Origin of the sequence: Pseudomonas kitaguniensis (assembly GCF_049199985.1) — a bacterium.
GTDB classification, from domain to species: domain Bacteria; phylum Pseudomonadota; class Gammaproteobacteria; order Pseudomonadales; family Pseudomonadaceae; genus Aquipseudomonas; species Aquipseudomonas kitaguniensis.
The window spans coordinates 23,197-49,759 of record NZ_JBLZPT010000002.1 but is presented as its reverse complement, the minus strand read 5'-3'; the positions used below and the strand labels follow the sequence as shown (position 1 = coordinate 49,759).

Genomic DNA, 26,563 nt, shown 5'->3' with positions numbered 1-26,563 from the left:
GGCTCGCTTATCAGGATCGAGGGTCGAAGGCGTCGCGGCAGGCTTCGCCGATAAACACCAGCAGGGACAGGATCAGCGCCAAGGTAAAAAACGCCGTCAACGCCAGCCATGGGGCTTGCAGATTGTTTTTGCCCTGGCCGATCAACTCGCCCAGCGATGCAGTACCGGTGGGCATGCCAAAGCCGAGAAAGTCCAACGCCGTGAGGGTCGATATTGCCCCGGTCAGGATGAACGGCAGGTAGGTCAAGGTGGACGTGAGCGCATTCGGCAGGATGTGGCGCAGCATCACCTGGAAGTCGCCCACGCCCAGTGCGCGCGCGGCTTTCACATACTCCAGGTTGCGCCCGCGCAAGAACTCGGCGCGCACCACATCCACCAGAGTCAGCCAGGAAAACAGCGCCATGATCCCCAACAGCCACCAGAAACTCGGCTCGACAAAACCGGAGAGGATGATCAACAGATACAACACCGGCAGCCCCGACCAAATCTCGATCAAGCGTTGCCCCAGCAGGTCGATCCAGCCGGCGTAATAACCTTGCAAGGCACCGGCAGCGATGCCGATCAGCGTGCTCACCACGGTCAACGCCAAGGCGAACAACAACGACACCCGAGTGCCATAAATAACCCGCGCCAACACGTCCCGAGCCTGGTCATCGGTGCCCAGCCAGTCCTGCGCGGAGGGCGGCGAAGGCGACGGCGTTGCGAGGTCGTAATTGACTGTGTCATAACTGAATGGAATCGGCGCGAACAGCAGCCAGCCGCCCTGCCCTTCGATCAGTTCACGCACGTAAGGGTCGCGGTAATCCGGCTGAAACGGCAGCGTGCCGCCAAAGTCTTGCTCGGTGTAGCGCTCGAAGGCCGGCAAATACAGCGCGTGCTGATAAGACACCAGCAGCGGTTTGTCGTTGGCCACCAGTTCACCGCCAAGGCACAGCGCAAACAGCACGACAAATATCCACAGCGACCACCAGCCGCGACGGTTACGCTTGAAGTGCAGCCAACGCCGCCGAGTGAGGGGAGAAAAAACCTGCATCAATGCGACCTCCCGGCAAAGTCCAGGCGCGGGTCGAGCAGCCGGTAGCAAAGGTCGCCCAGCAGCTTGATCACCAGCCCGACCACCGTGAAGATAAACAGCGTGCCGAACACCACCGGGTAGTCGCGCGCCACCGCCGCCTCGTAACTCAATCGCCCCAACCCATCGAGGGAAAAAATCACCTCGATCAGCAGCGAGCCACCGAACAACATTGTGATCAGGGCTTGCGGCAAGCCGACCACAATCAACAGCATTGCATTGCGTAACACATGCTTGTACAGCACCTGCTTTTCACTGAAGCCCTTGGCTCGCGCGGTGACCACGTACTGGCGGCTCATCTCGTCGAGAAAGCTGTTTTTGGTGAGGATGGTCAACGTGGCAAACCCGCCGATCACCAGCGCCAGCACCGGTAGCACCAAGTGCCAGAAGTAATCCACCACCTTGCCCGCCCACGACAGCGCGGCGAAGTTTTCCGAGACCAGCCCGCGCACCGGAAACCAGTTGAGCAGGCTGCCGCCGCCAAACACCACGATCAGCAGCAACGCGAATAAAAATGCCGGCATCGCATGCCCGATGATGATCGCCGCACTGCTCCACACATCAAAGCGGCTGCCGTGGCGCACCGCCTTGCGAATGCCCAGCGGAATCGACACCAGGTAACTCAACAATGTGGCCCAAAAACCCAAAGACAAGGTGACCGGCAGCTTCTCCAGGATCAGGTCGGTGACCTTGGCGCCGCGAAAAAAACTGTCGCCGAAATCCAGCCGCGCGTAACTGCTGAGCATCAGCCACAGGCGTGCGCCCAATGGTTTGTCAAAGCCATACTGGCGCTCGATATCAGCCACCAGCGCCGGGTCCAGACCGCGCATCGTGCGCGGTTGATTGCCGACGTTTTCCACACTGCCACCCGCTGCCGACGCCTGGCCGCCAATGCCTTGCAAGCGCGCGATGGCTTGCTCCACCGGCCCGCCGGGCGCGGCCTGCACGATAAAAAAATTCACCAACAAGATGCACAGCAAGGTCGGCACGATCAGCAGCAAACGGCGCGCGCTATAGGCCAGCATGTTGGCGCTCCTCGTTGTGTTGGCGCATCTGCGCGGCGGTCAGCGCGGTCGGGCTGACTTCCCACCAAGTATCAATACCCACGTCGTTCAACGGCGCGGTGTGCGGGCGGCCGAAGCGGTTCCACCACACCGATGAAGAGCCCGGCGGGTAGTAGTTGGGAATCCAGTAAAAGCCCCATTGCAGCACACGGTCCAAGGCATGCGCGTAACGCAGCATGCTCGGCCGGTCGTTGGCGCGCACCAGGCCATCAATCAACGCATCGACCGCCGGGTTGCGCAACACCATGTAGTTGTTGGAGCCCGGATCATCAGCACTTTGCGAGCCGAAATAGTTGCTCAGCTCACGCCCCGGCGAAGGGCTGACCGGATAGCCGTTGACGATCATGTCGTAATCGCGCGCACGCACGCGGTTGGCGTACTGCGCCGAATCGATCATGCGGATATGAAAGCCGATGCCGATCTGCGCCAGGTTGCGCTTGAAGGGCAACAGCAAGCGCTCGAAGCCTTTTTGATTACTCAGGAAAGTGAACTGCAACGGCACGCCTTGGGCGTTCACCAACTGGTCGCCTTTAGGCGTCCAACCAGCCGCCTCCAGCAGCTTCAAGGCCTGCGCCTGATGTGGGCGGATGCGCCCGCTGCCGTCGGTGTGCGGCGGCTGGTAAACACGTTCGAACACTTCATCGGGGATTTGCCCGCGCCAGGGTTCGAGGAGCTTCAGTTCCTCGGCATCCGGCAGTTGGCTGGCCGCCAGTTCGCTGCGCGAAAAGAAGCTGCGCTGGCGGATGTACAGGCCATGCATCATCTGCCGATTGCTCCAGTCGAAATCCCACAGCAGGCTCAGTGCCTCACGCACACGGCGATCCTGAAACTGCGGTTTTTGCAGGTTGAACACAAAGCCCTGAGTACCCTGCACCGCGTTGGGCGCCAGGTGTTCGCGTTGCAGGCGACCATCGCGCAAGGCGTCGCCGTCGTAGCCGACGGTGTAACTGGTGGCCGAAAACTCGCGATTAAAGTCATAACCCTGAGCCCGCAAAATCTGGCGGGCCACGTCGGTGTCGCCAAAAAACTCCAGGCGCACGCTGTCGAAGTTGTACAAGCCTTGATTGATCGGCAAACCGTTGCCCCACCAGTCCTTGACCCGCTCAAAGGTCACGCTGCGGCCGTTGTCCAGCGCACTGATGCGATACGGGCCGCTGCCCAGCGGCGCTTCAAAGCCACCACCGTTGGCGAATTTGCGCGTTTGCCACCAATGCTGCGGCAGCACCGGCAGTGACGCGAGGTCCAGCGGCAAGGTGCGGTCTGCAGTGCTTTTGAAGGTAAAGCGCACTTGGCTTGGCGACTCGATCAGCACTTGATCGACATCGGCAAAGCGCTGCCGATACACCAGGCTGCCTTGGCTGCGCAGCAGGTTGAAGGTGTAGGCCACGTCTTGCGCGGTGATCTGTGTGCCGTCGGCGAAGCGCGCCTTGGGGTTGAGGTAAAAACGCAGCCACGAATGGTCATCCGCCAGCTCCATGCTTTGCGCGACCAGCCCGTAGACAGTGTAAGGCTCATCCTGTGAGCGATAGGCCAACGGGCTGTAAAGCCAGCCCTGAATCTGGGTGACGCCGGTGCCTTTGTCGACATACGGAATCAGGTGGTCGAACGCCCCGTCCTCCATCGACGCGCGCCGAAAACTGCCGCCCTTGGGCGCCTGCGGGTTGACGTAATTCAGGTGTTTGAAACTCGCGGGGTACTTGGGCGCTTCGCCGTACACCGTAAGTGCATGAACCGGCTGGGCCAACAGCGACGGAGCCCACAGGCTCAGTAACAGCGCGCATACCGTTGGACGAAACAGAATCACAAACGCAGCTCCTCGCACGCCTGGCCGACACCGGTGCGGGCGCCGGCCATGGCCTGGTCAAAAATTGTAGGAAACCCGGCTGTACAGGGTGCGGCCGAAGGGGTCGGAGTAACGCGGGTCGTAACCGCTCTGGAACGTCGAGGTCTGGTTGCTGAACGGCGGTTCCTTGTCGAACAGGTTTTGTACGCCCACCGTGACCTGCGCAGTGTCGCGCCACGTGTAGGTACCGGCCAGGTCCCACACACTCCAGGCGCCGACCTTGTCGTGGTACGCGCGGTTGTAGTCGTTGTAGCCGCTGGTGTAACGGTTGGTCAGCGTGGCGCCGAGCGGGCCTTGGTTCCAGGTGCCGTTCCAGCTATGACGCCAGCGGGCCACGGCGCCGGCCGAGGCGAAGTCGCCGCCACGATAATCGCCGGCTTTGTCGATGTAAGCGCCTTTGAGCTGCTGCTGGTACTCGTAGCGGTCGACGTAGGTGCCCTGCAGGTTGGTGCCGAACTGGCCCAATCTGGATTCCGGGAAGCGGTAGTCGAAGCTCACATCTACGCCATTGGTGCGGACCTTGCCGAGGTTGGCGAGCCCGGTAACGATGTGGTCGATCGAGCCATCGGCCTTGCGCACGATGCGCTCGGGGTACAGGTCGGGCTGTTCAAACACCGCCGACTCGGGGAATTCAGCGATCTGGTTGGCGATCTTGATCCACCAGAAATCCAGGCCCAGCGACAAGTTGGTGATCGGCTGGTAAACAAACCCCAACGTCACGTTGCGCGCGGTCTCGGGGTTGAGGTCCGGGTTACCGCCATTACGGCTGAAAAACTGTTGCGCGCAATCGCGGTTGGCCAGGCCGCCATTGCTCGGCGAGCCACCGGCGCACAGGCGCGGGTCGTTGTAGTTGGCCACGGTGAAGGTGGTCGCGGTGGGGTTGTACAGCTCGTACAGGGACGGCGCACGGAAGCCTTCGCTGTAGGCGCCGCGCACCACCAGCTCGCGGAAAGGCTGAAAGCGGAACGAATATTTCGGGTTGGTGGTGCTGCCAAAATCGCTGTACTTGTCGTGCCGCACCGCCGCCGACAGCTCCAGGCTCTCAAGCACCGGCACGTTGACTTCGGCGTATTGCGCCGACACCGAACGGTCGCCGGCCACGCTGGCGGCCGGGTCGATGCCGAGGCTTTGCACGTTGGTGGCGAAGTCTTCGAAGTCCTGGTGGAAGTCTTCCTTGCGGTACTCGCCGCCGAGTGCCAAAGCCGACGGGCCTGCGCCGAACCAGTCGCCAATGTCGCGGCTGACGCGCCCATCAAGGCTTTTGACGCGGCCGACGCCGGTGGCGTAATCGCCGTCCACCGCATTCGCCGCCAGCAACGCGGCGCCGGCGGGGGCCTGCGCGCCGAACGGGTTGATCACGCCGCTGTTGATGCCGCTGGTCACCGCACGGTCATCCACGTAGCCGCTCTGGATCGCGTTGGTGACCTTGTTCTGGTTGTACGCGGCGCCAACGTTGTAATCCCAGCCGGCCAGCGTGCCTTCGAAGGTCAACAGCAGGCGCTGGCCGACGTTATCGTCTTCGTGGCGACGCGGGCCTACTTCGCTTTCGCGCCAGTTGGCGTCCACCGGCTGGGTCGGGTCCAGCGCAAAGGTGGTCGGGCCTGGGGTGATGCCGTTGCCGGGGTAGAACGGCGTGCCGGGTTGTACTTGCAGGCCTTGCAGCAAACCAGGGCCAATCTGGGTGCGGTTCTGGTTACGCGCCCAGAAATATTCAAGGCTCACCGAATGCTCATCGGCCAATTCGCCGGTGGCCTTGCCGAAAAACGAGGTCTTCTCGGTTTCCGGCACCAAGTCCAGGTAACTCCACAGCGATTGCCTGCAGATGCCACTGCGCGAAATCAGGCCAGGCGCGTTGCAACCGCTCGCCGCCAATGGGTTGCTGGCGTTCGAGCCCTGGCTGTAGTTGGCCGGTGAGGCGATGCCCGAGGAATAATCCAGGCCGCGGCCCGGTTGGTAGTTGTAGGTGTAGTCGCGGTCACGCGCCTTGAGGCTTTGCTGCTTGTCGTGGCTGACCACGCCGAACACGTTAAAGCGGTCTGCCTCCAGATCACCAAAGCCCCAACTGCCGCTGAAGTTGCTGGTGTCGCCGCCGCCAGCAGCCGTCGGTGAACTGCCACCCGCCGTGAGTTGGCCCTCGGTCACGCTTTTTTTGGTGATGAAGTTGATCACGCCGCCGATGGCGTCTGTGCCGTACAGCGCCGACGCGCCATCGCGCAGCACTTCAACGCGGTCAATGGCGGCAAACGGGATGGTATTGAGGTCGACGCCCGAGCCGTTGATGGCGGTGGTCGCGTTGTTGCTCAAGCGCCGGCCATTGAGCAGCACTAGGGTTTTATTCGGGCCGATACCGCGCAAATCCGCAAACGACGCGCCGCCACTGCTGGAGCCGACCGAACGGCCGGAGCCTACCGAGGACTGGTTGGCGGAGATGCGGTTGATCAATTGTTCGGTGCTGGTCACGCCCTGTTTTTTCAGCTCTTCGGTGCGCAGGATGGTCACCGGCACCGCCGTCTCGGCATCCACCCGGCGGATCGCGCTGCCGGTGACTTCGATACGTTGCAGTTGCGGGATCACCGAGGGCGTTTCGACACCGGCCTGAGTGCTTGATTGAGCGCTGGGTTGGCGCGGCGCGGCGCTCACCACGATGCCGCTGGCGCCTTCGTTGTCGCGCAGGTCGGTGCCCTGCAAGGCGATCTGCAACGCCTCACCGGCGCTTAATTCGCCCTTGATAGCGGGGGCATTCAAACCGTCGACTAATGACTGGTCAAACGAAATGCGCTTGCCGCTTTGCTGCGAAATGCTCAGTAGCGTTTGGTCGAGGGCGCCGGCGGGAATATCCAGCGGGCTGGCCGCAACCGAACCGGTGGCAACCGTCGCGGCAAGCGTGAGTAAAAATCGGGTGGGTCTGGCATTCATCATGGCGTCGAGGGCTCCCTGTCCTTTTGTCTGGGTATGCAGGGTTGTGCGCCGATAGCGGATTTTTTATAGGGCGGCAGTTAGACCGATAACGCATGTCCTTATGCGTTGTTTAACAATCACTTGCCGAAGTGGTAACTCACGTCCAGCCAGACCTGGCGGCCATACGGGTCATAGTTGCCGGTGGGGTAGTAAGGCCAGCCGGCGGAGTCGTCGTGCTTGACCTGGTTGAGCAGGTTGTTGACGGTCAGGCCGACGCTGGCTTGCTCATTCACACGGTAGCGCGCGCTGGCATTGAAGGTGGTCCAGGGCGACAGGCGCCCGTCGCCGGCGCCATTGGTGACGCTGCCGTAGCGAATGCCGGTGAGGGTGGTGGTGAGGCGCTGGTAATCCCACGTCAGGCTGGCGTTGACCTTGCTGCGCCAGTCGTGATTGTTGGTGCTGGTGCGCAGGTCCTGGGTTTGCGCGTCGTCCGACTCCTTGAGGTAATGCGACAGCACCAGGCTGTAGCCGAGGGCCGAACTAAAGGCGCCGTATGGGCCGGCGCCCCAGCGGATATTGCTCTTCAAGTCGAGGCCGCTGACCCGTTCGCTGGCGGCGTTGATCGCATTGATTTGCACACGTTGCAGCACGTTCGGGTCGACCGCCGCATTGCTCGCGTTACGCTGGATGCGCGCCAGCACGTCGTCGCAGGTCGCCGCGTCGAGTTGGCCGTTGCGGCATTGGTTTTCCTGTTGCAGCAGGCGGTTAATATCGACAGTGGTGAGCAGGTCCTTGATCTCGACACGCCAGAAGTCCGCAGAGAAATCAAACTGACGCGAAGGCGACCAGACAAACCCATAGGTCCAGGATTTGCCGCGCTCGGACGCAAGGTCAGCATTGCCGCTTTGGGTGTAATCGACCCGCCCCCGATCACAGGCGCCTGCCACGCCTTTGCTGCAACCGTAATAGTCGATCTGGTCAGGCGTGTAGCCGTTGGTATTCGCCTGGTAGAGGTAATTCAGGTCCGGCGCACGGAAGCTGGTGCCGTAACTGCCGCGCAGCAACAAGCTGCTGACCGGGCGCCATTCCAGGCCCAGGTTGTAGGTTTTCTGCTGCTCGGTGCGGCCGCTGAATTTATATTGGTCCCAGCGCCCGGCGGCAGATGCGAGCAGTGTGTCGGTCAGCGGAATGCTGAACTCGCCGCCCGCCGCATAACGGTCGCGCGAACCGCCGGAGTTGGACGCCGGCGTGGTGTTGTAGAAGGTGCCGTCATTGAGCTGGTCATCGACGTCAACGCTGTAGGACTGGCGCCCCACTTCGGTCACCCCGGCAAATGACACCGGCCCCGCCGGCAGCTCGAACAGGTCACCGTTGATATTCGCGCTGAAGGTTTGCGACACCGACTTGCTCTTTTGCACCAGGTTGCCGCGGAACGCCCGCCACTCGTCCTCGGTCAGCGGCCGGTCCAGCCGCGAAGGGTCCGGCGCGTACACCGGGTGCCCGTCCTGGGTGCCCAGTTGCGGGCCGAGGAAGTAATCGCGAATACCGCTGAGCGGGGTGTAGCGGGTGTTCCGGGTGCTGGTGTATTCCGAGCGATTGGCCGCCAACTGATAACCCCAGCCGCTGTCGCCAATCTTGTCTTCCAGGCCCAGGCTGCCGGTCCAGGAGATTTCACGCCATTTGCTGTTGTTGCTGGTCTTGCCGCCAATTTCTTCGCTGGCGAAATTGCGCGACCAGCGCTCCAGGTTGCCGGTGCTCTGGTTGATGAAGTCCGGCGAGGTAAAGCTGGGGCCGCGCGTGTTGTTCTGGGTGTGATCGAAGCCGAACATCAGGTCGGCAAACACGTTGCCGGTATCGCTGAAGTGCCAGGTGCCACGGGTGTAGCCGTCGTAGTTTTCTTTTTGCGCCTGCACGGTCCAGTAATCGTTGTAGTACTGGTTAGTGGTGCAACGGCGGCCACTGCCACCGAGCGTGCCGTTGTAGATACCGCCATAAGCAGCGCAGCCGGGGCCGAGGTATTCGCCGCTGTCGAGGTTGCGCCGGTAGCCGACGTCCTTGGCCGGGCCGTCGTTCATAAAGCCGCGCTGGTCGGCCCAGATCGGCTGGCGGTTGGTCAGCTCCAGGCCGAACACGCCGTCGAAGTCGCCCCAGCTTTCGCCGCCGCTGATCTGCAAACGCTGGTTGTCACCGCCACCGCGCTCGGTGCCACCGCCGCGCAGGTTGACGTCGACGCCGCTGATTTTGTCTTTGAGAATAATGTTCACCACCCCGGCAATCGCATCCGAGCCATACACCGCCGACGCGCCGCTGCTGAGGATCTCGATGCGTTCGATCATCACCGACGGGATATTCGCAAGGTTGGTGAAGTTCACGCTGCCATCGTAAGCCGTGGGGTAATCGGCGACGCGCCGGCCGTTGATCAACACCAGCGTGTGATTCGGCCCCAGGCCGCGCAGGTTGAGGGCGCTGGCGGCGGGCTGGAAGGTGTTGCCGTAGTCTTCGCCCTGCGTCATGCCGGTGTTTTGGGTTTGCGAGGCGACCGCGTCGTACACGTTTTTGTAGCCACGGTTAGCGATCTCCTCTGCGCTGATCACCGTGACCGGCGACGGCCCCTCAACCTGCGCACGGGCGATGCGCGAGCCCGTGACCACGACCTTCTGCAACGCTACGTCGCCCGGCACCTTGGCTGCCGACAGCGGTTTTACCGGCACCACCGTGGCGCGCCGCACCACCCAGCCGCCTTCGCTCGGCAGCGCTTCCAGGCCAGAGCCGTGCAGCGCCTGCTGCAAGGCTTGCTCGGTGGACAAGCGCCCGCGCACCGCTGCGCTGTTGAGCCCCTGCACAAGGTCTTGCTGGAACGAAATACTCAAGCCGCTCTGCCGGGAAATACTCAGCAGCGTGCGGTCCAGCGGCGCGGCGGCGAGGTCAAAGTCAAAGGTTTGGATGTGGCTGGCGGGCGCTGGCGCTGGCGTCGCAGCCGCCGTGCCCTGCGCGCACAGCATCGCGCCAATGGCCAGGGACAGTGCCGCCAGCAACCGGCGAAAACGGTAGTGGGTGTACATAGTTGGGGCTCCCATCATTGTTGTTCAGTTGATGGGTTGAACAACCAAGTGGGCGTTTTTATAGGCCCGCGATAGGCCGTTTAAGCATGAGTTTATAACGCTGCGTGCCGACGGCAGTGATTGGGCAAACCCGTGACTGCTGCAGGGTTGTGCAACAACCACGGCGTTTTTATAGAGGGCCGCGCATTTATTTTTTCAGCGCAGGTCGATGCTGACCCAATACGCGCTGTGATAGTCGACCTGCACCGGCAAGGAGCTGGCCAGTAATTGCAGAGCGCTGCCGGTGTCGTCCAGCGGGAAAATACCGCTCAACCGCAAGCGCGCTGCCTGCGGGCTGACCCGAATAATGCCGCGCCGATAGTCGCGCAGCGCCTCCACGACCTCACCCAGCGTGCGGTTGCGCACTTCCAGCAGCCCTTGCGTCCAGGCTGCTTCATCACCCGTCGCAGCGTGCAGCGACAGAATGCCTTGGGCATTGAACGTTGCCTGCTGGCCAGCCTGGATGATTTGCCTGGCGCCGTCGCGGGTGGTGATTTCCACTTGGGAATGCAGCAAGGTGATTTGCGTCTGGTTCGGTTGCTGTTGCACCAGAAAACGCGTGCCCAATGCGCGCATGCGCCCGTCAGCGGTTTCAACCACAAACGGCCGCGCGCTGTCCCTGGCCACATCCACCAGCAACTGCCCTTCGAGCAATTTCAACAGCCGCTGCTGAGGATCAAATAACGCCACCACCCGGCTGCGCGCCGCCAGCGACAACGCACTGCCGTCACCCAGCGTCACGTTCAAGCGCTCGCCGGTGGCGGTGCTCAAGGTACCCGCCGGCGTCCAACGGTCCGACAACCGCGTGACCAACCCGGCCAACGATACAAAGCCCGCCAGCGCCAGGGTATTGCGCAAAAACTGCCGCCGCCCCGAGGGCGCACTCAAGGTGTGCAACAAGCTGTCCCTGGGCATGCGCCGCAGGTCCTCATTGCCCAGCACCGCCATGCCCGCCCCCATGCGACTCAACACTTCCTCGCGCCGTGGGTCCGACTCGCGCCAGCGGCTGAACGCCAATTGCTCCTGCGCACTGGCATGCCCCGACTGCAACAGCGCCATCCACTGCGCCGCCTCATCGATCATCGCCTCATCCGGCGCCGCGCCGCTCACGCGTGCTCCATCGCCAAGTAACAGCGCTTGAATGCATCCGCCATGTACTGCTGCACCCGGCTCACCGACACCTGCAAGCGCTCGCCGATTTGCGCGTAGGTCAACCCGTCCAACTGGTGATACAAAAACGCCGCGCGGGCGTTGGCCGACAAACCATTGAGCAAGCGATCAACCTCCAGCAGCGTCTCGATCAACAACAAGCGCTCCTCCGGCGACGGATGCGCCAGTTGCGGCGCCTGGGCCAGTGTCTCCAGATACGCCCTTTCCAAGTCTTGTCGACGCCAGCCCTCATACATCAGCCGCCGTGCAATAGTTGTCAATAACGCCCGCGGCTCACGAATGGCCGACGGGTCCGGCAACGCCAATACGCGCAAAAACGTTTCCGACGCAATGTCCTGCGCACCGTGCGGGCAGTCCATTGCGCGGCTGACGCGCGCGCATAACCAGCTGTAATCGCTCTTGAACATCTGCCCAATCAGACCGAAGTGCAGGTTCTGATTCACACTCATTGCGTGCTCCGTGCGGAAAACGGCTATTGAGCCTTGCCGTTAAGGAACGATGAAAATTCATCGCTAAAGGTCGGACTCTGCATGAAGGGCACGTAGATACGGAAAGAATAAAAAATTGCAAAGACCTGCACATTTGACATATGCACCTTTGCAAGACCGGGACGCCTGGAACTGGGCGCAACCCCACGGCAAGCGGATTTTTATGCCTCGGGAAAAGCCCTGAGGCATACTCGCCCTCAACCACGGAGGCGCAACGTGAACCGTCAATTCCCCACCCACGGCATCAGCACACAACGGGCGTGCCTCAAGATCAATGGCGCATGGGCCGACCACGTGTTGACGTCGCTGATCAACCGCGCCAATCACCCAGTATGAGCCTCCATGTATTTGCCATCATCCTGCTCGGCGCCGCGCTGCATGCCACCTGGAATGCAGTGGTCAAAGGTGGCGGCGACAAGTTGCTGACCACGTGCATGATTACCTCCATCGCGTCCCTGATTGCCTTCACGGTTATTCCGTTTCTTGAATTGCCGGCCAAACAGAGCTGGCCATTTATCGGCGCATCGGTGATTTTTCAGGTGCTGTATTTTGTGCTGGTTGCCTCGACTTACCGCATTGCCGACATGAGCCAAACCTACCCGATCATGCGCGGCACCGCGCCGCTGCTGGTGGCCACGGTGAGCGTGTGTGTGTTGTCCGAAGCCTTGTCGACGTTCGCTTGGCTGGGTATTGCGGTGATCTCCCTCGGCATTTTGAGCATGGCCGCTGCGCCATCTGCCGAGCAACGAAAAGGCGTGGTGCTGGCCCTGATCAACGCGGGTGTGATCGCGGGCTACACACTTATCGACGGCGTGGGCGTGCGTAAATCTGGCGCGCCTGCGGCCTACACACTGTGGATTTTTTTGCTGACCGGCATCCCGCTGGCGGCTTGGGCGCTGGCCACACGGCGTGCTGTGTTCTGCGACTACGCCACTCGCCACTGGCGGCTCGGCGTGGTCGGCGGGGTTGGCACGCTGGCGTCATACGGTTTGGCCCTGTGGGCGATGACCATGGCCCCCATCGCCAGCGTTTCGGCGCTGCGCGAAACGTCGATTCTGTTTGGCGTGGTGATCTCGGCGTGGGTGCTGAAAGAACATCTTACGCGAGGGCGCATTGTTGCAGCGTGCGTCATTGCAGCGGGGGCAATGCTGTTGCGCCTGGGCTGAACGCAGCTAATGCGCTCGAAAAAACTGCGTATCTGTATTTTGACGCCCTTCGGGCCCACTGTTAGTGTCCAGCCTCCCCTACAAGGAGCGCCCCCGATGAAATTGGACATCTACCAAGTCGATGCTTTCAGCCAACAGCCTTTTGGCGGCAACCCGGCGGCCGTTTGCCCGCTGACCGAATGGCTGCCTGACGCGCTATTGCAGAGCATTGCGGAGGAAAACAATCTGTCGGAGACCGCGTTCTTCGTGCCGCAGGGCGAAGGCTATGAATTGCGCTGGTTCACCCCTCAGGTTGAAGTCGACCTGTGCGGCCATGCCACGCTGGCAGCGGCGTGGGTGTTGATTCATCAGTTGCCGAAGGCGCCTGAGGTGCTGCGTTTTGCCACCCGCAGCGGCGAGCTACGTGTGACCCGCAATGGCGACGAACTGGCGATGGATTTTCCGGCCAGGCAACCTCAGCAGTGCGAGCCGCCCAGCGGACTGTTGAGCGCGTTGGGGCTTGAGCACGCGCAAGTATTTGCCGCCGATGACTACATCGTTCTGGTCGACGATGAGGCACAGGTTGCAGCCCTGACACCGGACTTCGCGCGCCTCAAAGGCTTGCCCAAACGCGGGATCGCGGTAACGGCCAAAAGCACGCGGTTTGATTTTATTTCCCGTTGGTTTGGCCCCAACGTCGGCGTCAATGAAGACCCCGTTACCGGCTCCGCGCACACCTCGCTGGCACCGTTCTGGGCCGAGCGCCTGGGCAAGTCGTTGCTGACCGCTGAACAGGGCGGCACACGCCGTGGGCAGTTGCGTTGCGAGCTTAAAGGCGACCGCGTGATCATTTCAGGCGCAGCGGTGCTTTACCTGCAAGGCTGCATTTACGTGTAAAAAGTACGGCCCCAGGAACAACAGATCATTCTCACAATGAACGGAGTTCAACGCGTGTTTTCGATTTCCCGCCGTCAACTGTCGATGATTGCCGCCGCCCTCGCCCTGGCCGGCTGTCACACCCCGGCCAATGAACAACCGCCGGCACCGGAGGTGGGTTCGGGTTATCGCACCGACCTCAGCACCCGCCACGCCGAGCGCCATATGGCCGCCGCCGCCAACCCGCTGGCGGCCGAGGCCGGGCGCGAGATGTTGCGCCAGGGCGGCTCGGCCATTGATGCAGCGATTGCGATGCAGGCGGTGTTGACCCTGGTGGAGCCGCAGTCTTCCGGCATCGGCGGCGGCGCGTTCATCATGCTGTGGGACGGCAAAAAAGTGCACGCGTATGATGGCCGCGAAACGGCGCCGGCCGGTGCCACTGAGCGGTTGTTCCTGAACGCCAACGGCACGCCGATGGCGTTTACCGAAGCGCAAATAGGTGGCCGTTCGGTCGGCACGCCGGGGGTTTTACGCGCCCTGGAGATGGCGCACAAGCAGACCGGGCACTTGCCATGGGCCACGCTGTTTGAACCGGCGATTCGTTTGTCGGAGCAAGGCTTTGCGATTTCCCCGCGCCTGCACGCGCTGATCGCCGCCGACCGTTACATCGCGCAGTCACCGGAGATGGCGGCCTACTTCCTGAACGCCGACGGCACGCCTAAAGCCACCGGCACACTGCTGAAAAACCCGGCGCTGGCGGCCGTGTTCAAGCGTATCGCCAAGGAAGGCCCGGACGCGCTGTACCGTGGGCCGATTGCCGATGAAATCGCGCGCAAAGTCCAGGGCAACCGCAATGCGGGCAGCCTGTCACAGGCCGACCTTACGGCCTATACCGCCAAAGAGCGCACGCCGCTGTGCACCGACTATAAGCAGTATCAAGTGTGCGGCATGCCACCGCCGTCGTCGGGCGGGATTGCGGTTGCGCAGATCCTCGGCACCTTGCAGGCCGTTGAGGCGCGCGACCCGCGCCTTGCCATCGCACCGATGAAACCGCTGAAAAGCACATCGCCCGCGGGCCTTGAACCGACACCCGAGGCCGTGCACCTGCTTGCCGAGGCGGGTCGACTGGCCTTCGCTGACCGTGGTTTATACGTCGCCGATGCCGACTTTGTGCCGGTGCCGACCGCGGGCCTCGTCGCGCCGGATTACCTGGCCAAACGCGCCGCGCTGATCGGCGAGCGCAGCATGGGCACCGCCACGCCGGGCACGCCTGCCGGCATCCAAGTGGCGTACGCGCCGGACCGCTCGCCGCTGCGCATTTCCACCTCGCAAGTGGTGGCCGTCGATGACCAGGGCGGCGCGGTGTCGATGACCACCACGGTGGAGGCCGCGTTCGGCTCCCACGTGATGGTGCAGGGCTTTTTGCTGAACAACCAGATGACCGACTTCTCGTTCATCCCCGAAGAAAACGGCCAGCCCGTGGCCAACCGCGTCGAGCCTGGCAAACGCCCGCGCTCAGCCATGGCGCCAACCCTGGTGTTCGACCGCAAGAGCGGTGAGTTGCTGGCCACGGTGGGTTCACCGGGTGGCTCGCAGATCATCGAATACGTGAGCAAATCGCTGGTCGCGATGCTCGACTGGAACCTCGATCCGCAAGCCGCCATCAGCCTGCCGAACTTTGGCAGCCGCAACGGCGCGACCGAACTCGAAGCCGGTTTGTTCAGCCCGGCGTTAAAGCAAGCACTCAGGGCCCGAGGCCACGCGTTGAGCGAAATCGACATGACCAGCGGCATTCAAGCCATCGTGCGCACGCGGGATACCCAAGGCAAGGTGTCGCTGAGCGGCGGCGCCGACCCTCGGCGTGAAGGCGAGGCACTCGGCGATTGAGCCGGTTAATCAACGGAGAAAGTCCTCGTGCAGCACGCCAATAATCTCGGTGCCCTTCCCGGCATCGATCACGGTTTTTGTTCGATCAATGATCCGCTGCGCCCGGCTGCAGTGTTCATTTGCAAGCAGGTGCACAGCGCGTCGGTGATTGAATGGCAGCCGGATCAGTTGACTAACACGCTTGAAGCGGACGGCGTGTTTACCCGCACGCAGCAACCGATCGCGGTGATTACCGCCGATTGCCTGCCGATTCTTATTGCATCAAAAAACGCCGAGCAAGTCGCTGCGGTGCATGGCGGCTGGAAGGGTTTACAAGGCGGCATCATCGCCACGGCCATACGGCGCTTTGCCGCCGGGGGCTTTGCTGCAGACCAATTGCGGGTGGCTATCGGCCCTTCGATCAAACCGTGCTGTTATGAGGTGAGTGAGGGCTTTATCGCGCAGTTTCAGGCAGACCAGGGCCATGTGTGGCAAGGCGCACCCGCCCCGTGGTATTTCGAGCAGCCGGCACCGTTGCTGAGGTAACAACCACCGGCAAACCGGTCGAGCCATGTGCGCGAGCGGCTGTAGAGGCTGCCCATGCGCTCACTCGAAATGATGCCCAACCCGCCTGCCGGCAACCTGCACAATCGTTCAAGACCTCGCCACACAACCCGCGCAGACTGGGTTAACGTGTTTTAACCGCCATTTATGTGTGACAAGCCATCATGGGCAAACCGAACTCCACGCTGGACTGGCTGCACCGCGCTCCGCACGCCAGTGGCGTAGACCGTATCGAGGCGTACTTTGCCGGGTTCGCGTTCGACCCGCATCGCCATGACACCTACGCCATCGGGCGTACGCTGTTCGGCGTGCAGAGTTTTCATTACCGCGGCTGCATGACCCACAGCTTGCCCGGTACGACCATGGTGATTCACCCCGACGAAACCCACGACGGTCGCGCCAGCAGCGTGGAAGGCTTCAAGTACCGCATGATTTATGTGGAGCCGGCGCTGATCCAACAGATTCTCGGCGGCAGGCCGTTACCGTTTATCCACAACGGCCTGTCGACGGACCCGAGGTTGTTTCGCGCCAGCGACGTGTTACTGCAAAGCCTGGACTGCCCGATTGATCCGCTGCAGGAGCAAGACGCGCTCTACGACCTGGCCCAGGCGCTGAGCGCATCGGCGGGCGTGATCGTCAGCCGTAAATCCTTCGATTACGTGGCCGCCGAACGCGCCAGGGAATTTATTCACAGCGCGTTAGGCCGCAGCATCAGCCTGGATCAAATGGCCGACCATTGCGGCCGTGATCGCTGGGCGTTATCGCGCGATTTTCGTTTGTTATTCGGCACCAGCCCCTACCGCTACTTGATCATGCGGCGGTTGGACCTGGTGCGCAGCCTGCTGGCGCAAGGCCAACCGTTGGTGGACGCGGCGATGACTGCCGGTTTTACTGACCAAAGCCATATGACCCGGCAATTTCGCAGCACCTACGGCATGCCGCCGTCGCGCTGGGTGAAGATGCTCGGGCGTTGAGATGCACGCGGGCAAGGTTTACAACTGGCGCCCGATCACCGGCGCGCCGATTGCCATGAAATTCCCGCCCGCCACGTGGTGCAAGGTGCGCAATTGATCATGACCGTCGAAGTGCCAATGCCCGTCGCTGAACACCCGCACATCGGCATACGCTGCGAGCACTTCACCGAGGAACAAGTCATAGGTTTGCTGGTTGTGCGGCTCGGGCAGCACGCGACATTCCAGCCACGCCACGCACCCTTCCAGCAGCGGCGCTGCGGTGTGTTCGCCACTGAATGTGTGCAGGTCGTAGGTGGCGAATTTATCGGTGTCGCGGCCGCTGATGTTACCGACCGCCTGCACAAGGTCAGCCTGGGCCACGCAGGGCACCTGAAGCACGAAGGTGCCTGCGCCTTCCAGGAGGTGGCGGGTCCAGGTGGACTTGTCGAGTACCACGGCAACTTTGGGCGGTTCGAAATCCACTGGCATGGCCCAGGCCGCGGCCATGATATTGCGCTGGCCAGCGTGGGCCGCGCTCACCAACACGGTCGGCCCGTGGTTGAGCAAGCGGTAGGCCTTGGACAGCGGAACGGGGCGACGGTAAGTAGGGCTCATGGAGGATCGGCTCTTTAAGCAAGAAAAACCCAACGATACCTCAAGCATGAGCCCCACGTGTCAGCTCGACAGCTGATTGGCGAATTGCTCGACCGCGCTGACCACTTTTTGCGCACCGTCCTGGATTTCGACGATCACCGTGCCGGCCTCGGTCGCCAGCGCCAAGCCGTGCTCGGCTTGCAGGCGGCCTTCGGTCATCAAGCTCACCGCGTCGCGAACCGTCTCCTGGTTTTGACGCACCACACCGACGATTTCCTCGGTCGCCTTGCTGGTACGCGAGGCCAATTGACGCACCTCATCGGCTACCACCGCAAAACCACGGCCTTGCTCACCGGCACGGGCCGCTTCGATGGCCGCGTTAAGCGCCAGCAAGTTGGTTTGTTCGGCGATGCCGCTGATGGTTTTTACGATGGTGCCGATCACTTGGGACTGGGCGTTCAGCGCCTCAATGCCATCACCGGCCTGTTGCATGTGCTTGGCCAAGTCACGCATCACGTCCACCGCCTGAGTCACCACGGTGGTGCCGCGCTGGGCACTGCTGTCGGTCTGCCGCGAGGTGCTGTAGGCCATATTGGCAGCCTCGGCCACGGCCTGTTCCTGGTTGACCTGGTCGGTGATCACCGTGGCGAACTTGACCACTTTATACAGCCGGTCATTTGCATCCAGCACCGGGTTATAGGTCGCCTCCAGCCACACCACACGACCATGGCTGTCGATGCGCTTGAAGCGCGCGGCAACAAACTCACCCGCGTTCAAGCGGCTCCAGAAACTCTGGTATTCAGCGCTGTTGTATTCCGCTGGCTCGCAGAACATACGGTGATGTTTACCGACGATTTGCGCCAGGCTGTAGCCCATGCCCCCGAGAAACCGGTCGTTGGCAGTGAGCACATGGCCGCCGAGGTCGAACTCGATAACCGCCGTGGAACGCACCAGCGCGGTGATCAGGTTTTCATGATCGCGCGAAGCTTCAATGGTGCGGGTGAGGTCGCTTGAGTAAATCGAAAATCGCTGAACGCGCCCATCCGAGCCACGCAGCGGTTGCACGATAGAGCGCAACCACGCCTCCTTACCGTTACCCCGCAGCAAGCGCACGGTGCCGGCGAAGTGTTCACCGCGTAGCAAAGCATTCTTGAAGCGCAGCTGAAATTCGTCTTGGCGCACGTGTGGCGGCACCAAGTCATCAATCCGGCGCCCCACAATGTTCGTCGCCTGATAGGCCAGTTCCTGCAGGAAGTTGGCGTTCGCCCACTCCACCCGGCCTTCCGCGTCCAGCGTCAGGCACAACATTTCACTTTCCAGGCTCTCCTTAACCTGATTCAAGCTGGACAACTCTTCACGAAGAGCCGACAGCTCCTGTTTCAAACGGGTGTTGAACATGGTGCACCGATGGCCGTATTGGGAGAGAGACCTGACCTGCATCGGCGCTGCCAGGGTTTTCTGAAGCGCTCTTTAACGCCAAACCCGATTGTTTTTTTGGATCCATTAACCGCCGTTGTTTCGGCACACACCCATCACTTGATATTCAAGCGTGTTCAGCTTGCCGCTGGAGTCTTCATAGGTCATGCGCGAGGGCACCGGATTGCACGAACGGATCGGCGGCGTGACGTTGACCACCTTGGCAATGTCCAGCTTCATGCCGTAGCGATACGCCTGCAGCTCGGGTGCCGGCTTGCCCTTTTTCTCGGCGTACGCCGCCATGGCTGCTTGATTGCGCTCCATCATCAGGGCAAAGGTACGGTCACCGCCGCCCTCGGCCACTGCGCCAAAGGACAAGACTGCAGTTAATACACCCAGGCCAATTTTATAAACGTTCATGACAGGTTCCTCGACTGAAAAGTTAAGTAACGAGATTACTCAATCAAGCCTGTCGCCAAGTTCACCAAAACATTACGTATCTGTTAGAAGGCCGCTAGCTTCCAATTTTGTAATGTTCGCGCAACGAAGTCGTTAACCGCTGTTTGCAACTATCAGCCCGGGCCAAATCAATAAGAACGCCCACGCCAATAAGCAGCCGATAACTGCCAACACCCAGGAGCGAAACATGCGCATTATTGCTTACACACTTCCCCTTTCACTGTTAGCCGTACTGCCCCTGGCAGCCGCAGCCGTGGAAGACACGCCCGAAGGTTTCATCGAAGGCAGCAGCACCAACGTGCTGGCACGCAATTTTTACTTCAACCGCGATGACCGCAAGGGCCAGTCCAGCCCCACCGGCAATGGGTATTCCGAGGCGTGGGCACAAGGCTTGATCGGCACATTCGAATCCGGCTTTACCCAAGGCACCGTGGGTTTTGGCCTGGATGCATTTGTGATGTACGGCCTCAAACTCGACTCCGGCACCGGCCGCAGCGGCGGCAAGGGCTCGTTCGGCGTACTGCCGGTAGACAGCAACAATCACCCGCAAAGCAGCTACAGCAAAGTCGGTGGCGCGGCGAAATTTCGCGTACTCGACACCGTTATCAAAGCCGGCGATGTATTCCCCGCCACGCCGGTGGTGGCCGCTGGCGACTCGCGTCTATTGCCGCAAAGCTTTCGCGGCGTCACCGTACACAACACCAGCGTTGAAGGGTTGAGCGTGCAAGGCGGACACCTGAGCGGCATGAGCCAACCCAGCGAAAGCGGCATGAACAATGGCTTTGCGACGTTCTATGCGGGCAAGGTCGACTCGCCGTGGGTCGGCTATTTCGGCGGCGATTACCAGCTCAACAAACACCTCGGCGTAAGCCTGTACAGCAGCCGGTTGAAGGATGCATGGGATCAGTATTACCTCGGCACCACCGCCAGTTACCCGCTGACCGACGATGTGTCGTTATTCGGCGACTTCAATTACTACAAGGCGGTGGACGAAGGTAAACAGCGGCTGGGTAAATTCGACAACTCCATCTGGAGCGCAAGGCTCGGGGTAAAGGCCGGCGCGCACAGCGTGGCGTTGTCGCATCAGCGCAATAACGGCGATGACGACTTCGATTACCTGCGCCAGTCGGACTCGATCTTTCTTAATAACTCGATCCAGTACAGCGATTTCAACTCGCCCAAGGAGCGCTCGTGGATGCTGCGTTACGATCTGGACATGCACACCTTCGGCATTCCCGGCCTGTCGTTCATGACCCGTTACGCAAAAGGCACCGGCGCCGATTACAGCAATGCCAACTCGGTGTACATGCGCCGTGATGCAGCGGGCAACCCGCTGACTGATCAACGCCGCTGGGAGCGCGACGTCGAGGCCAAGTACGTGGTGCAAAGCGGCAACCTGAAGGACTTGTCGCTGCGGTTGCGTCAGGCCACCGTGCGCTCAAGTGCATTCGAGTCCGACCTTGAAGAGATCCGCTTGATCGCCGAGTACCCATTACTGGCACTTTGAACAAGCATGCCGGTGAGCGCTTACAGTTGTTAGTGGTTAACTAACATCTGCTCACAGTTTGCCATCTATCAAAACTGTAATATTCGCCCCAGCTTGCCGTTAAGTTTAGCTTTATATACTCGTACACACTTTGTTTTAACCGAGCACATTCATCTCTGAAGCGGTTGTGTAGCTCCTTTGGAAAGAGATGAATTTTAACGCCCCGCTGGGGCGTTTTTTTTTCACGTTGCGGGAGGGTCGCGACCAATGGTCGCAGTTGACCCTGAAGCTACTTCACGATTCAGAATTCTCCTACTCCAAAGACACCTGACTCCATAGGGAAATGGCGCCCTTCTCTCATCAGTAAAAGGTAAATCCCTATGCGTATCCTTGTGGTTGAGGACGAGCAAAAAACCGCCGACTACCTGCAACAAGGCCTGAATGAAAGTGGCTATGTGGTCGACTGTGCAGCCAATGGCATCGACGGCCTGCACCTCGCCGGGCAACACGCCTACGAGCTGGTGATTCTTGACGTCAACCTGCCGGGCAAGGATGGCTGGGAAGTGCTCGAACAATTGCGCCGCAATGGCAGCCAGCGCGTGATGATGCTGACCGCCCGTGGCCGGCTGGCCGACAAGATCAAGGGCCTCGACATGGGCGCCGATGATTACCTGGTAAAACCCTTCGAGTTTCCCGAATTACTCGCACGCGTACGCACGCTGTTGCGGCGCAGCGAGCATATCCCGCAGCCGGAAGTGTTCCGTGTCGCGGACCTGGAACTCGACCCCCGCCGCCATCGCGCGTACCGCGGCACCCGGCGTATCGACCTGACCACCAAGGAATTCGCCCTGCTGCAGGTGTTGATGCGCCAGACCGGCGAAGTGCTGACCCGCACACAGATTATTTCGCTGGTGTGGGACATGAATTTCGACTGCGACACCAACGTGGTGGAAGTCTCCATCAGCCGCCTGCGCGCCAAGGTCGATGACCAAAGCGAGGTCAAGCTGATACACACCATTCGCGGCGTGGGTTATGTGCTGGAGGTACGCGCATGAAACCCGGCAGTTTGTCGATGCGCCTGGGCTTGACGGTCAGCTTGATGGGCGCAGGCCTGGTGCTGTTGCTCGCGACCCTGGCGTACCTGGCCCTGACACACGAGCTGGAAAAACTCGCGCGCAAGGGCCTCGAAAGCAAGATGGAACAGATCCAGCACAGCCTGTCCCAAGGCATGGATGCCCGCGCCATCCGCGCCCGCCCGCATTCACTGCTGGACCTGGTCATCGGGCATGACAATTTCTACCTGACCATCGTCGGCACCGCGCCCGACGAAAGCGTGCTGCTGAGCATCGGCGCCAAGCCTCAAGAGCCGTTGCTGACAGACTTCTCGCCGCGCGAAACCCTCGGCTACCGCAATTGGGCCGACAACAATGACAACCAAGTGCTGACGGCTTCCAGCCTGATGCGCCTGGCCAGCGGCGAGCGCGTACGCGTGCTGTTGTCGCTGGACCGCATGGACGACCAGGCGCTGCTCAGTGCTTACCTGCGCGCCACGGTAATCGCGCTGCCGCTGCTGCTGCTGCTGATCGGCATGGGTGCCTGGTGGCTGGTGCAACGCGGGCTCGCACCGTTGAAACAGTTCAGCCATGTGGCGGCCAAAGTCACCACGCAAAACCTGACCCATCGCTTGGCCGTCGACAACCTGCCGCATGAGCTGGGCGAGCTGGCGCAAGGCTTTAACGTGATGCTCAACCGGCTGGACGCGGGCGTGCAGCAACTGTCGCAATTCTCTGATGACCTGGCCCACGAATTACGCGCGCCGCTGACCAACCTGATGGGCAAGGTGCAGGTGACACTCTCGCGCCAGCGCCCGCCAGAGGAGTACAAAGCGGTGCTGGAATCCAACAGCGAGGAGTTGGAGCGCCTGGCGCGCATTGTCTCCGATATGCTGTTTCTGGCGCAGGTCAGCCACCCGGCGGCGCGGGCTTCATTCACCGACGTGTCGCTGGCGGTTGAGGCAAATAGGGTAATGGATTTGTTCGCCCTGAGCGCCGAAGACAAACAACTCACCGTCACCCTCAGCGGCGATGCCCAAGTGCAGGGCGACCGCTTGATGATTCAACGTGCACTCTCGAACCTGCTGTCGAATGCGATCCGCCACAGCCCGGCGGGCGCGCATATTTCGCTGTGGGTGGAGACCTATGCGGACGAGGTGTCTGTGTCGGTAAGTAACCCTGGCCCCGGGATCGAGGCGCAACACTTGCCACTCCTGTTCGAACGTTTCTACCGCGTCGACAGCAGCCGCGCACGCACCGAGGGCGGCACTGGCCTGGGCCTGGCCATCGTGCAGTCGATCATGACCTTGCACCAGGGGCAGGCTGAGGTACGCAGCCCGCCCGGTGGTGTTACGCAGTTTCGCCTGGTGTTTCCTCTTCCTTGCGATGCGCCCACTGGTACAGCGCCGGCAGCACCAGCAAGGTCAGCAACGTAGAAGAAATAATCCCGCCGATCACCACCGTCGCCAATGGCCGCTGCACTTCAGCGCCGGTGCCGGTGGCCAACGCCATCGGAATAAACCCGAGAGACGCCACCAGCGCAGTCATCAATACCGGGCGCAAGCGGGTCAGCGCGCCTTCGTTGATCGCCACGGATAACGAACGCCCTTCCTCGCGCAGGTTGCGGATGAACGCGATCATCACCAAGCCGTTAAGCACGGCCACGCCCGACAGCGCGATAAAGCCGACCCCTGCCGAAATCGACAGCGGAATATCGCGCAACCACAACGCCATGATGCCGCCGGTCAACGCAAAAGGAATGCCGGTGAACACCAGCAAGCCGTCTTTGAGGCTGTTAAACATCATGAACAACAACCCGAACACCAGCAGCAATGCTACCGGCACCACCACGCGCAAGCGCTCGGACGCTTCCTTCAACTGTTCGAACTGGCCGCCCCACGTGGTCCAATAACCCGCCGGCACTTTTACCTCGCGGCTGATGGCGGACTCGGCCTCTTCGACAAACGAGCCGATGTCGCGCCCGCGCACGTTGGCGCTGACAATCACCAGGCGCTTGCCGTTCTCGCGGCTGATCTGGTTGGGGCCGAGTACCAGGTCCAGGCTGGCGACTTGCGACAAGGCGATAAAGCCCAATTGGCCTGACGCATTGCTGGCCAGCGCCGGCACCGGGATCAGCAACCGCGAAAGCCCTTCGATGTCGGTGCGCAGCGCGTCGGACAACCGCACGACCATGTCGAAACGCCGATCACCTTCATACAATGTTCCGGCCTGGCGACCACCCACCGCGACGGCAATGGTGTCCTGCACATCGCCGACGTTCAGGCCAAAACGCGCGGCCTTGTCGCGGTCAATATTGATGGTCAGCACCGGCAGGCCGGAGGTTTGTTCCACTTTTACTTCCGAGGCGCCCTCAAGCTTTTGCAAGGTCTCGGCGATTTCCGCAGCGGTCTTGTTCAGCACCGCCATGTCGTCACCAAACACCTTGACCGCGACATCACTGCGCACCCCGGAAATCAGCTCGTTAAACCTGAGTTGGATCGGTTGCGACAGTTCATACGCACTGCCGGGCACTATCGCGCTGGCGCGCTGAATGTCGGCGATCAGCACCTCGCGGGACTTGTTCGGGTCAGGCCACTGCTCCTTGGGTTTAAGCATCAGGTAGCTGTCGGAAATATTCGGCGGCATCGGGTCGGAGGCGATTTCTGCGGTGCCGGTACGCGCGAACACGCGCTCGATTTCGGGCACCTGCGCCATCAAGGTTTTTTCCAGTTGCTGCTGCATCTGCACCGATTGCGTCAGGCTGGTGCCCGGCACGCGCAGCGCCTGCTGGGCGAAGTCGCCCTCACTGAGGCTGGGGATAAATTCGCTGCCCATGCGGCTGGCCACTGCACCCGAAACCACGATGGTCAGCAGCGCCAGGCCGAACACCAGCGGACGGCGCGTCATCACCCAATCCAGCACCGGCGCGTAGGCCCGGCGTGCCGTGCGCATCACCAGGTTTTCTTGTTCCTTGACCTTGCCGGTAACGAACAACGCAATCGCCGCCGGTACAAAGGTCACCGACAAAATCATCGCGCCCAACAGCGCGATCACCACGGTGAAGGCCATGGGGTGGAACATCTTCCCGGCCACGCCGGTGAGGGCAAAGATCGGCAGGTACACCACCATGATAATCAGTTGCCCGAAGATCAACGCGCGTCGCGCCTCTTTGGCCGCCGCGAACACTTCGTGCAGGCGCTCGCTGCGCGTCAACAGCCGGCCGTGGCGCTGCTGCGCGTGGGCCAGGCGGCGGATGGCGTTCTCGACAATCACCACCGCGCCGTCGACGATAATGCCGAAGTCCAACGCGCCGAGGCTCATCAGGTTGGCGCTGACTTTGTGGGTGAACATCCCGGTAAAGGTGAACAACATTGCCAGCGGAATCACCATCGCGGTAATCAGCGCCGCGCGGATATTGCCCAAAAACAGGAACAGCACGGCGACGACCAGCAGTGCACCTTCAAAGAGGTTTTTCTTCACCGTGGCAATGGCTTTTTCGACCAGGTTGGTACGGTCGTAGACGGTCACCGCCACCACGCCTTCAGGCAGCGAACGGTTGATTTCTTCGAGCTTTTTCGCCACCGCCAGGGACACGGTGCGGCTGTTCTCGCCGATCAACATGAACACCGTGCCCAGCACCACTTCCCGGCCATTTTCGGTGGCGGCGCCGGTGCGCAGCTCGCGGCCGATTTCAACTTCCGCCACATTGCGCACGCGAATCGGCGTGCCACCCGAGGTGGTGATGACGATGTTGGCAATGTCATCAATCGACGCCACCTGCCCCGGTGCGCGGATCAACAACTGTTCGCCGCTGCGCTCGATGTAACCGGCGCCGACATTCGCGTTGTTGCGCTCAAGCGCCGTGACCAAATCGCCCAGCGTCAGGTTGTACGCCGCCAGACGCTTGGGGTCCGGGGCGATCTGGTATTCCTTGGCGAAGCCGCCGATGGTGTTGATCTCGGCCACACCCGGCACGTTGCGCAGTTGCGGCTTGATGATCCAGTCCTGAATCACCCGCAGGTCGGTCGGCGTGTACGGCGTGCCATCCTCTTTGCGCGCGCCGTCTTCGGCCTCAACCGTCCACAGGAAAATCTCCCCGAGCCCGGTGGAAATCGGCCCCATCGCCGTTTCGATGCCGGTGGGTAATTGTTCGCGAGCAACTTGCAGGCGCTCGTTAACCAACTGGCGGGCGAAAAACAAGTCGGTGCCGTCTTTGAAAATCACCGTCACCTGCGACAGACCGGAGCGCGACAACGAGCGTGTCTGCTGTAACCCCGGCAACCCGGCCATCGCGGTTTCTATTGGGAAGGTAATGCGCTGTTCGGTTTCCAGCGGCGAAAACCCGGCCGCCGCCGAATTGACCTGCACCTGCACATTGGTGATGTCGGGCACCGCGTCGATGGGCAACTTCTGATAGCTGGCGATACCGACACCGGCCATTAACAGCACCGCCAACAGCACGATGATGCGCTGCTCGATGGCAAATTGAATAAGGCGCTCAAACATGGGGAATCAC

At 61.3% G+C, this 26,563-nt stretch carries 18 protein-coding genes and 1 pseudogene; 8 read left to right on the top strand and 11 right to left on the bottom strand.

The window, feature by feature from the left end; genetic code table 11:
- Window positions 1–10: 10 nt before the first annotated feature.
- The 7 genes from ACOZK9_RS04085 to ACOZK9_RS04055 form a co-directional block, all read right to left on the bottom strand.
- Window positions 11–1,033, bottom strand: a complete 1,023-nt coding sequence (locus ACOZK9_RS04085) for an ABC transporter permease (RefSeq protein ID WP_058411482.1) — start codon at window positions 1,031–1,033, stop codon at window positions 11–13.
- On the bottom strand, window positions 1,033–2,097 hold the full coding sequence (locus ACOZK9_RS04080; protein WP_058411483.1) for a microcin C ABC transporter permease YejB: 1,065 nt from the start codon (window positions 2,095–2,097) through the stop codon (window positions 1,033–1,035). The genes ACOZK9_RS04085 and ACOZK9_RS04080 overlap by 1 nt, the downstream gene beginning before the upstream one ends.
- Complete coding sequence (locus ACOZK9_RS04075) at window positions 2,084–3,934, bottom strand: extracellular solute-binding protein (protein ID WP_371918593.1); 1,851 nt, start codon at window positions 3,932–3,934, stop codon at window positions 2,084–2,086. Before ACOZK9_RS04075 ends, ACOZK9_RS04080 begins: the two co-directional genes overlap by 14 nt.
- 63 nt (window positions 3,935–3,997) lie before the next feature.
- Window positions 3,998–6,895: a TonB-dependent receptor gene (locus ACOZK9_RS04070; RefSeq protein ID WP_421555334.1), complete on the bottom strand. Its 2,898-nt coding sequence runs from the start codon at window positions 6,893–6,895 to the stop codon at window positions 3,998–4,000.
- 119 nt (window positions 6,896–7,014) lie between these two features.
- A complete protein-coding gene (locus ACOZK9_RS04065; RefSeq protein ID WP_122249598.1) occupies window positions 7,015–9,939 on the bottom strand; it encodes a TonB-dependent receptor in 2,925 nt (974 codons plus the stop codon).
- Window positions 9,940–10,134: 195 nt separating this feature from the next.
- Entirely contained in the window at window positions 10,135–11,088 is a 954-nt protein-coding gene (locus tag ACOZK9_RS04060) for a FecR domain-containing protein (RefSeq protein ID WP_082648972.1), read from the bottom strand.
- The gene (locus tag ACOZK9_RS04055; RefSeq protein ID WP_058411485.1) at window positions 11,085–11,597 is read right to left on the bottom strand and encodes a sigma-70 family RNA polymerase sigma factor; all 513 of its coding nucleotides are present in this window, start codon (window positions 11,595–11,597) and stop codon (window positions 11,085–11,087) included. The genes ACOZK9_RS04060 and ACOZK9_RS04055 overlap by 4 nt, the downstream gene beginning before the upstream one ends.
- A 371-nt stretch (window positions 11,598–11,968) precedes the next feature.
- Here ACOZK9_RS04055 and ACOZK9_RS04050 point away from each other — a divergent pair, with 371 nt between their 5' ends.
- The 5 genes and pseudogenes from ACOZK9_RS04050 to ACOZK9_RS04030 all read left to right on the top strand — a co-directional run bounded on the left by ACOZK9_RS04050 (window position 11,969) and on the right by ACOZK9_RS04030 (window position 17,061).
- Entirely contained in the window at window positions 11,969–12,802 is an 834-nt protein-coding gene (locus ACOZK9_RS04050) for an EamA family transporter (RefSeq protein WP_421555333.1), read from the top strand.
- A gap of 96 nt (window positions 12,803–12,898) precedes the next feature.
- Window positions 12,899–13,678: a PhzF family phenazine biosynthesis protein gene (locus tag ACOZK9_RS04045; RefSeq protein ID WP_058411487.1), complete on the top strand. Its 780-nt coding sequence runs from the start codon at window positions 12,899–12,901 to the stop codon at window positions 13,676–13,678.
- A 36-nt stretch (window positions 13,679–13,714) separates the two neighbouring features.
- Complete coding sequence (gene ggt, locus ACOZK9_RS04040; RefSeq protein WP_421555332.1) at window positions 13,715–15,544, top strand: gamma-glutamyltransferase; 1,830 nt, start codon at window positions 13,715–13,717, stop codon at window positions 15,542–15,544.
- 27 nt (window positions 15,545–15,571) lie between these two features.
- Window positions 15,572–16,063, top strand: a pseudogene (locus tag ACOZK9_RS04035) (laccase domain-containing protein); the annotation flags it as partial.
- Between the two features lie 188 nt (window positions 16,064–16,251).
- Window positions 16,252–17,061 carry an AraC family transcriptional regulator gene (locus tag ACOZK9_RS04030; protein ID WP_421555331.1) on the top strand — a complete coding sequence of 270 codons (810 nt, stop codon included), beginning with the start codon at window positions 16,252–16,254 and terminating at the stop codon, window positions 17,059–17,061.
- Window positions 17,062–17,079: 18 nt separating this feature from the next.
- Here the strand turns inward: ACOZK9_RS04030 and ACOZK9_RS04025 are convergent, their stop codons facing one another.
- From ACOZK9_RS04025 to ACOZK9_RS04015, 3 genes are all read right to left on the bottom strand, one after another.
- On the bottom strand, window positions 17,080–17,655 hold the full coding sequence (locus ACOZK9_RS04025; RefSeq protein WP_421555330.1) for a flavin reductase family protein: 576 nt from the start codon (window positions 17,653–17,655) through the stop codon (window positions 17,080–17,082).
- A 60-nt stretch (window positions 17,656–17,715) separates the two neighbouring features.
- Window positions 17,716–19,032 carry a methyl-accepting chemotaxis protein gene (locus tag ACOZK9_RS04020; RefSeq protein ID WP_421555329.1) on the bottom strand — a complete coding sequence of 439 codons (1,317 nt, stop codon included), beginning with the start codon at window positions 19,030–19,032 and terminating at the stop codon, window positions 17,716–17,718.
- A gap of 105 nt (window positions 19,033–19,137) precedes the next feature.
- Entirely contained in the window at window positions 19,138–19,470 is a 333-nt protein-coding gene (locus ACOZK9_RS04015; protein WP_058411493.1) for a DUF2790 domain-containing protein, read from the bottom strand.
- A 226-nt stretch (window positions 19,471–19,696) separates the two neighbouring features.
- Between ACOZK9_RS04015 and ACOZK9_RS04010 the strand changes: the two genes are divergently transcribed.
- The 3 genes from ACOZK9_RS04010 (at window position 19,697) to ACOZK9_RS04000 (ending at window position 23,483) form a co-directional block, all read left to right on the top strand.
- On the top strand, window positions 19,697–21,016 hold the full coding sequence (locus ACOZK9_RS04010) for an OprD family porin (protein ID WP_058411522.1): 1,320 nt from the start codon (window positions 19,697–19,699) through the stop codon (window positions 21,014–21,016).
- 359 nt (window positions 21,017–21,375) lie between these two features.
- The gene (locus ACOZK9_RS04005; RefSeq protein ID WP_058411494.1) at window positions 21,376–22,050 is read left to right on the top strand and encodes a heavy metal response regulator transcription factor; all 675 of its coding nucleotides are present in this window, start codon (window positions 21,376–21,378) and stop codon (window positions 22,048–22,050) included.
- Entirely contained in the window at window positions 22,047–23,483 is a 1,437-nt protein-coding gene (locus ACOZK9_RS04000) for a heavy metal sensor histidine kinase (protein ID WP_152751318.1), read from the top strand. Before ACOZK9_RS04005 ends, ACOZK9_RS04000 begins: the two co-directional genes overlap by 4 nt.
- Here ACOZK9_RS04000 and ACOZK9_RS03995 read toward each other — a convergent pair.
- Window positions 23,398–26,553 (bottom strand): CusA/CzcA family heavy metal efflux RND transporter, encoded by a 3,156-nt coding sequence (locus ACOZK9_RS03995; protein WP_421555328.1) that lies wholly within the window; start codon window positions 26,551–26,553, stop codon window positions 23,398–23,400. The two genes, ACOZK9_RS04000 and ACOZK9_RS03995, sit on opposite strands and share 86 nt — an antisense overlap.
- Between the last annotated feature and the right edge of the window lie 10 nt (window positions 26,554–26,563).

Bases quoted from the DNA above. Each gene is read 5' to 3' on its own strand.
- ACOZK9_RS04020 (WP_421555329.1), bottom strand. From the start codon at position 19,032: ATGTTCAACACCCGTTTGAAACAGGAGCTGTCGGCTCTTCGTGAAGAG.
- ACOZK9_RS04025 (WP_421555330.1), bottom strand. From the start codon at position 17,655: ATGAGCCCTACTTACCGTCGCCCCGTTCCGCTGTCCAAGGCCTACCGC.
- ACOZK9_RS03995 (WP_421555328.1), bottom strand. From the start codon at position 26,553: ATGTTTGAGCGCCTTATTCAATTTGCCATCGAGCAGCGCATCATCGTG.
- ACOZK9_RS04045 (WP_058411487.1), top strand. From the start codon at position 12,899: ATGAAATTGGACATCTACCAAGTCGATGCTTTCAGCCAACAGCCTTTT.
- ACOZK9_RS04070 (WP_421555334.1), bottom strand. From the start codon at position 6,895: ATGAATGCCAGACCCACCCGATTTTTACTCACGCTTGCCGCGACGGTT.
- ACOZK9_RS04005 (WP_058411494.1), top strand. From the start codon at position 21,376: ATGCGTATCCTTGTGGTTGAGGACGAGCAAAAAACCGCCGACTACCTG.
- ACOZK9_RS04055 (WP_058411485.1), bottom strand. From the start codon at position 11,597: ATGAGTGTGAATCAGAACCTGCACTTCGGTCTGATTGGGCAGATGTTC.
- ggt (WP_421555332.1), top strand. From the start codon at position 13,715: ATGAACGGAGTTCAACGCGTGTTTTCGATTTCCCGCCGTCAACTGTCG.
- ACOZK9_RS04065 (WP_122249598.1), bottom strand. From the start codon at position 9,939: ATGTACACCCACTACCGTTTTCGCCGGTTGCTGGCGGCACTGTCCCTG.
- ACOZK9_RS04080 (WP_058411483.1), bottom strand. From the start codon at position 2,097: ATGCTGGCCTATAGCGCGCGCCGTTTGCTGCTGATCGTGCCGACCTTG.
- ACOZK9_RS04015 (WP_058411493.1), bottom strand. From the start codon at position 19,470: ATGAACGTTTATAAAATTGGCCTGGGTGTATTAACTGCAGTCTTGTCC.
- ACOZK9_RS04000 (WP_152751318.1), top strand. From the start codon at position 22,047: ATGAAACCCGGCAGTTTGTCGATGCGCCTGGGCTTGACGGTCAGCTTG.
- ACOZK9_RS04010 (WP_058411522.1), top strand. From the start codon at position 19,697: ATGCGCATTATTGCTTACACACTTCCCCTTTCACTGTTAGCCGTACTG.
- ACOZK9_RS04050 (WP_421555333.1), top strand. From the start codon at position 11,969: ATGAGCCTCCATGTATTTGCCATCATCCTGCTCGGCGCCGCGCTGCAT.
- ACOZK9_RS04085 (WP_058411482.1), bottom strand. From the start codon at position 1,033: ATGCAGGTTTTTTCTCCCCTCACTCGGCGGCGTTGGCTGCACTTCAAG.
- ACOZK9_RS04030 (WP_421555331.1), top strand. From the start codon at position 16,252: ATGGGCAAACCGAACTCCACGCTGGACTGGCTGCACCGCGCTCCGCAC.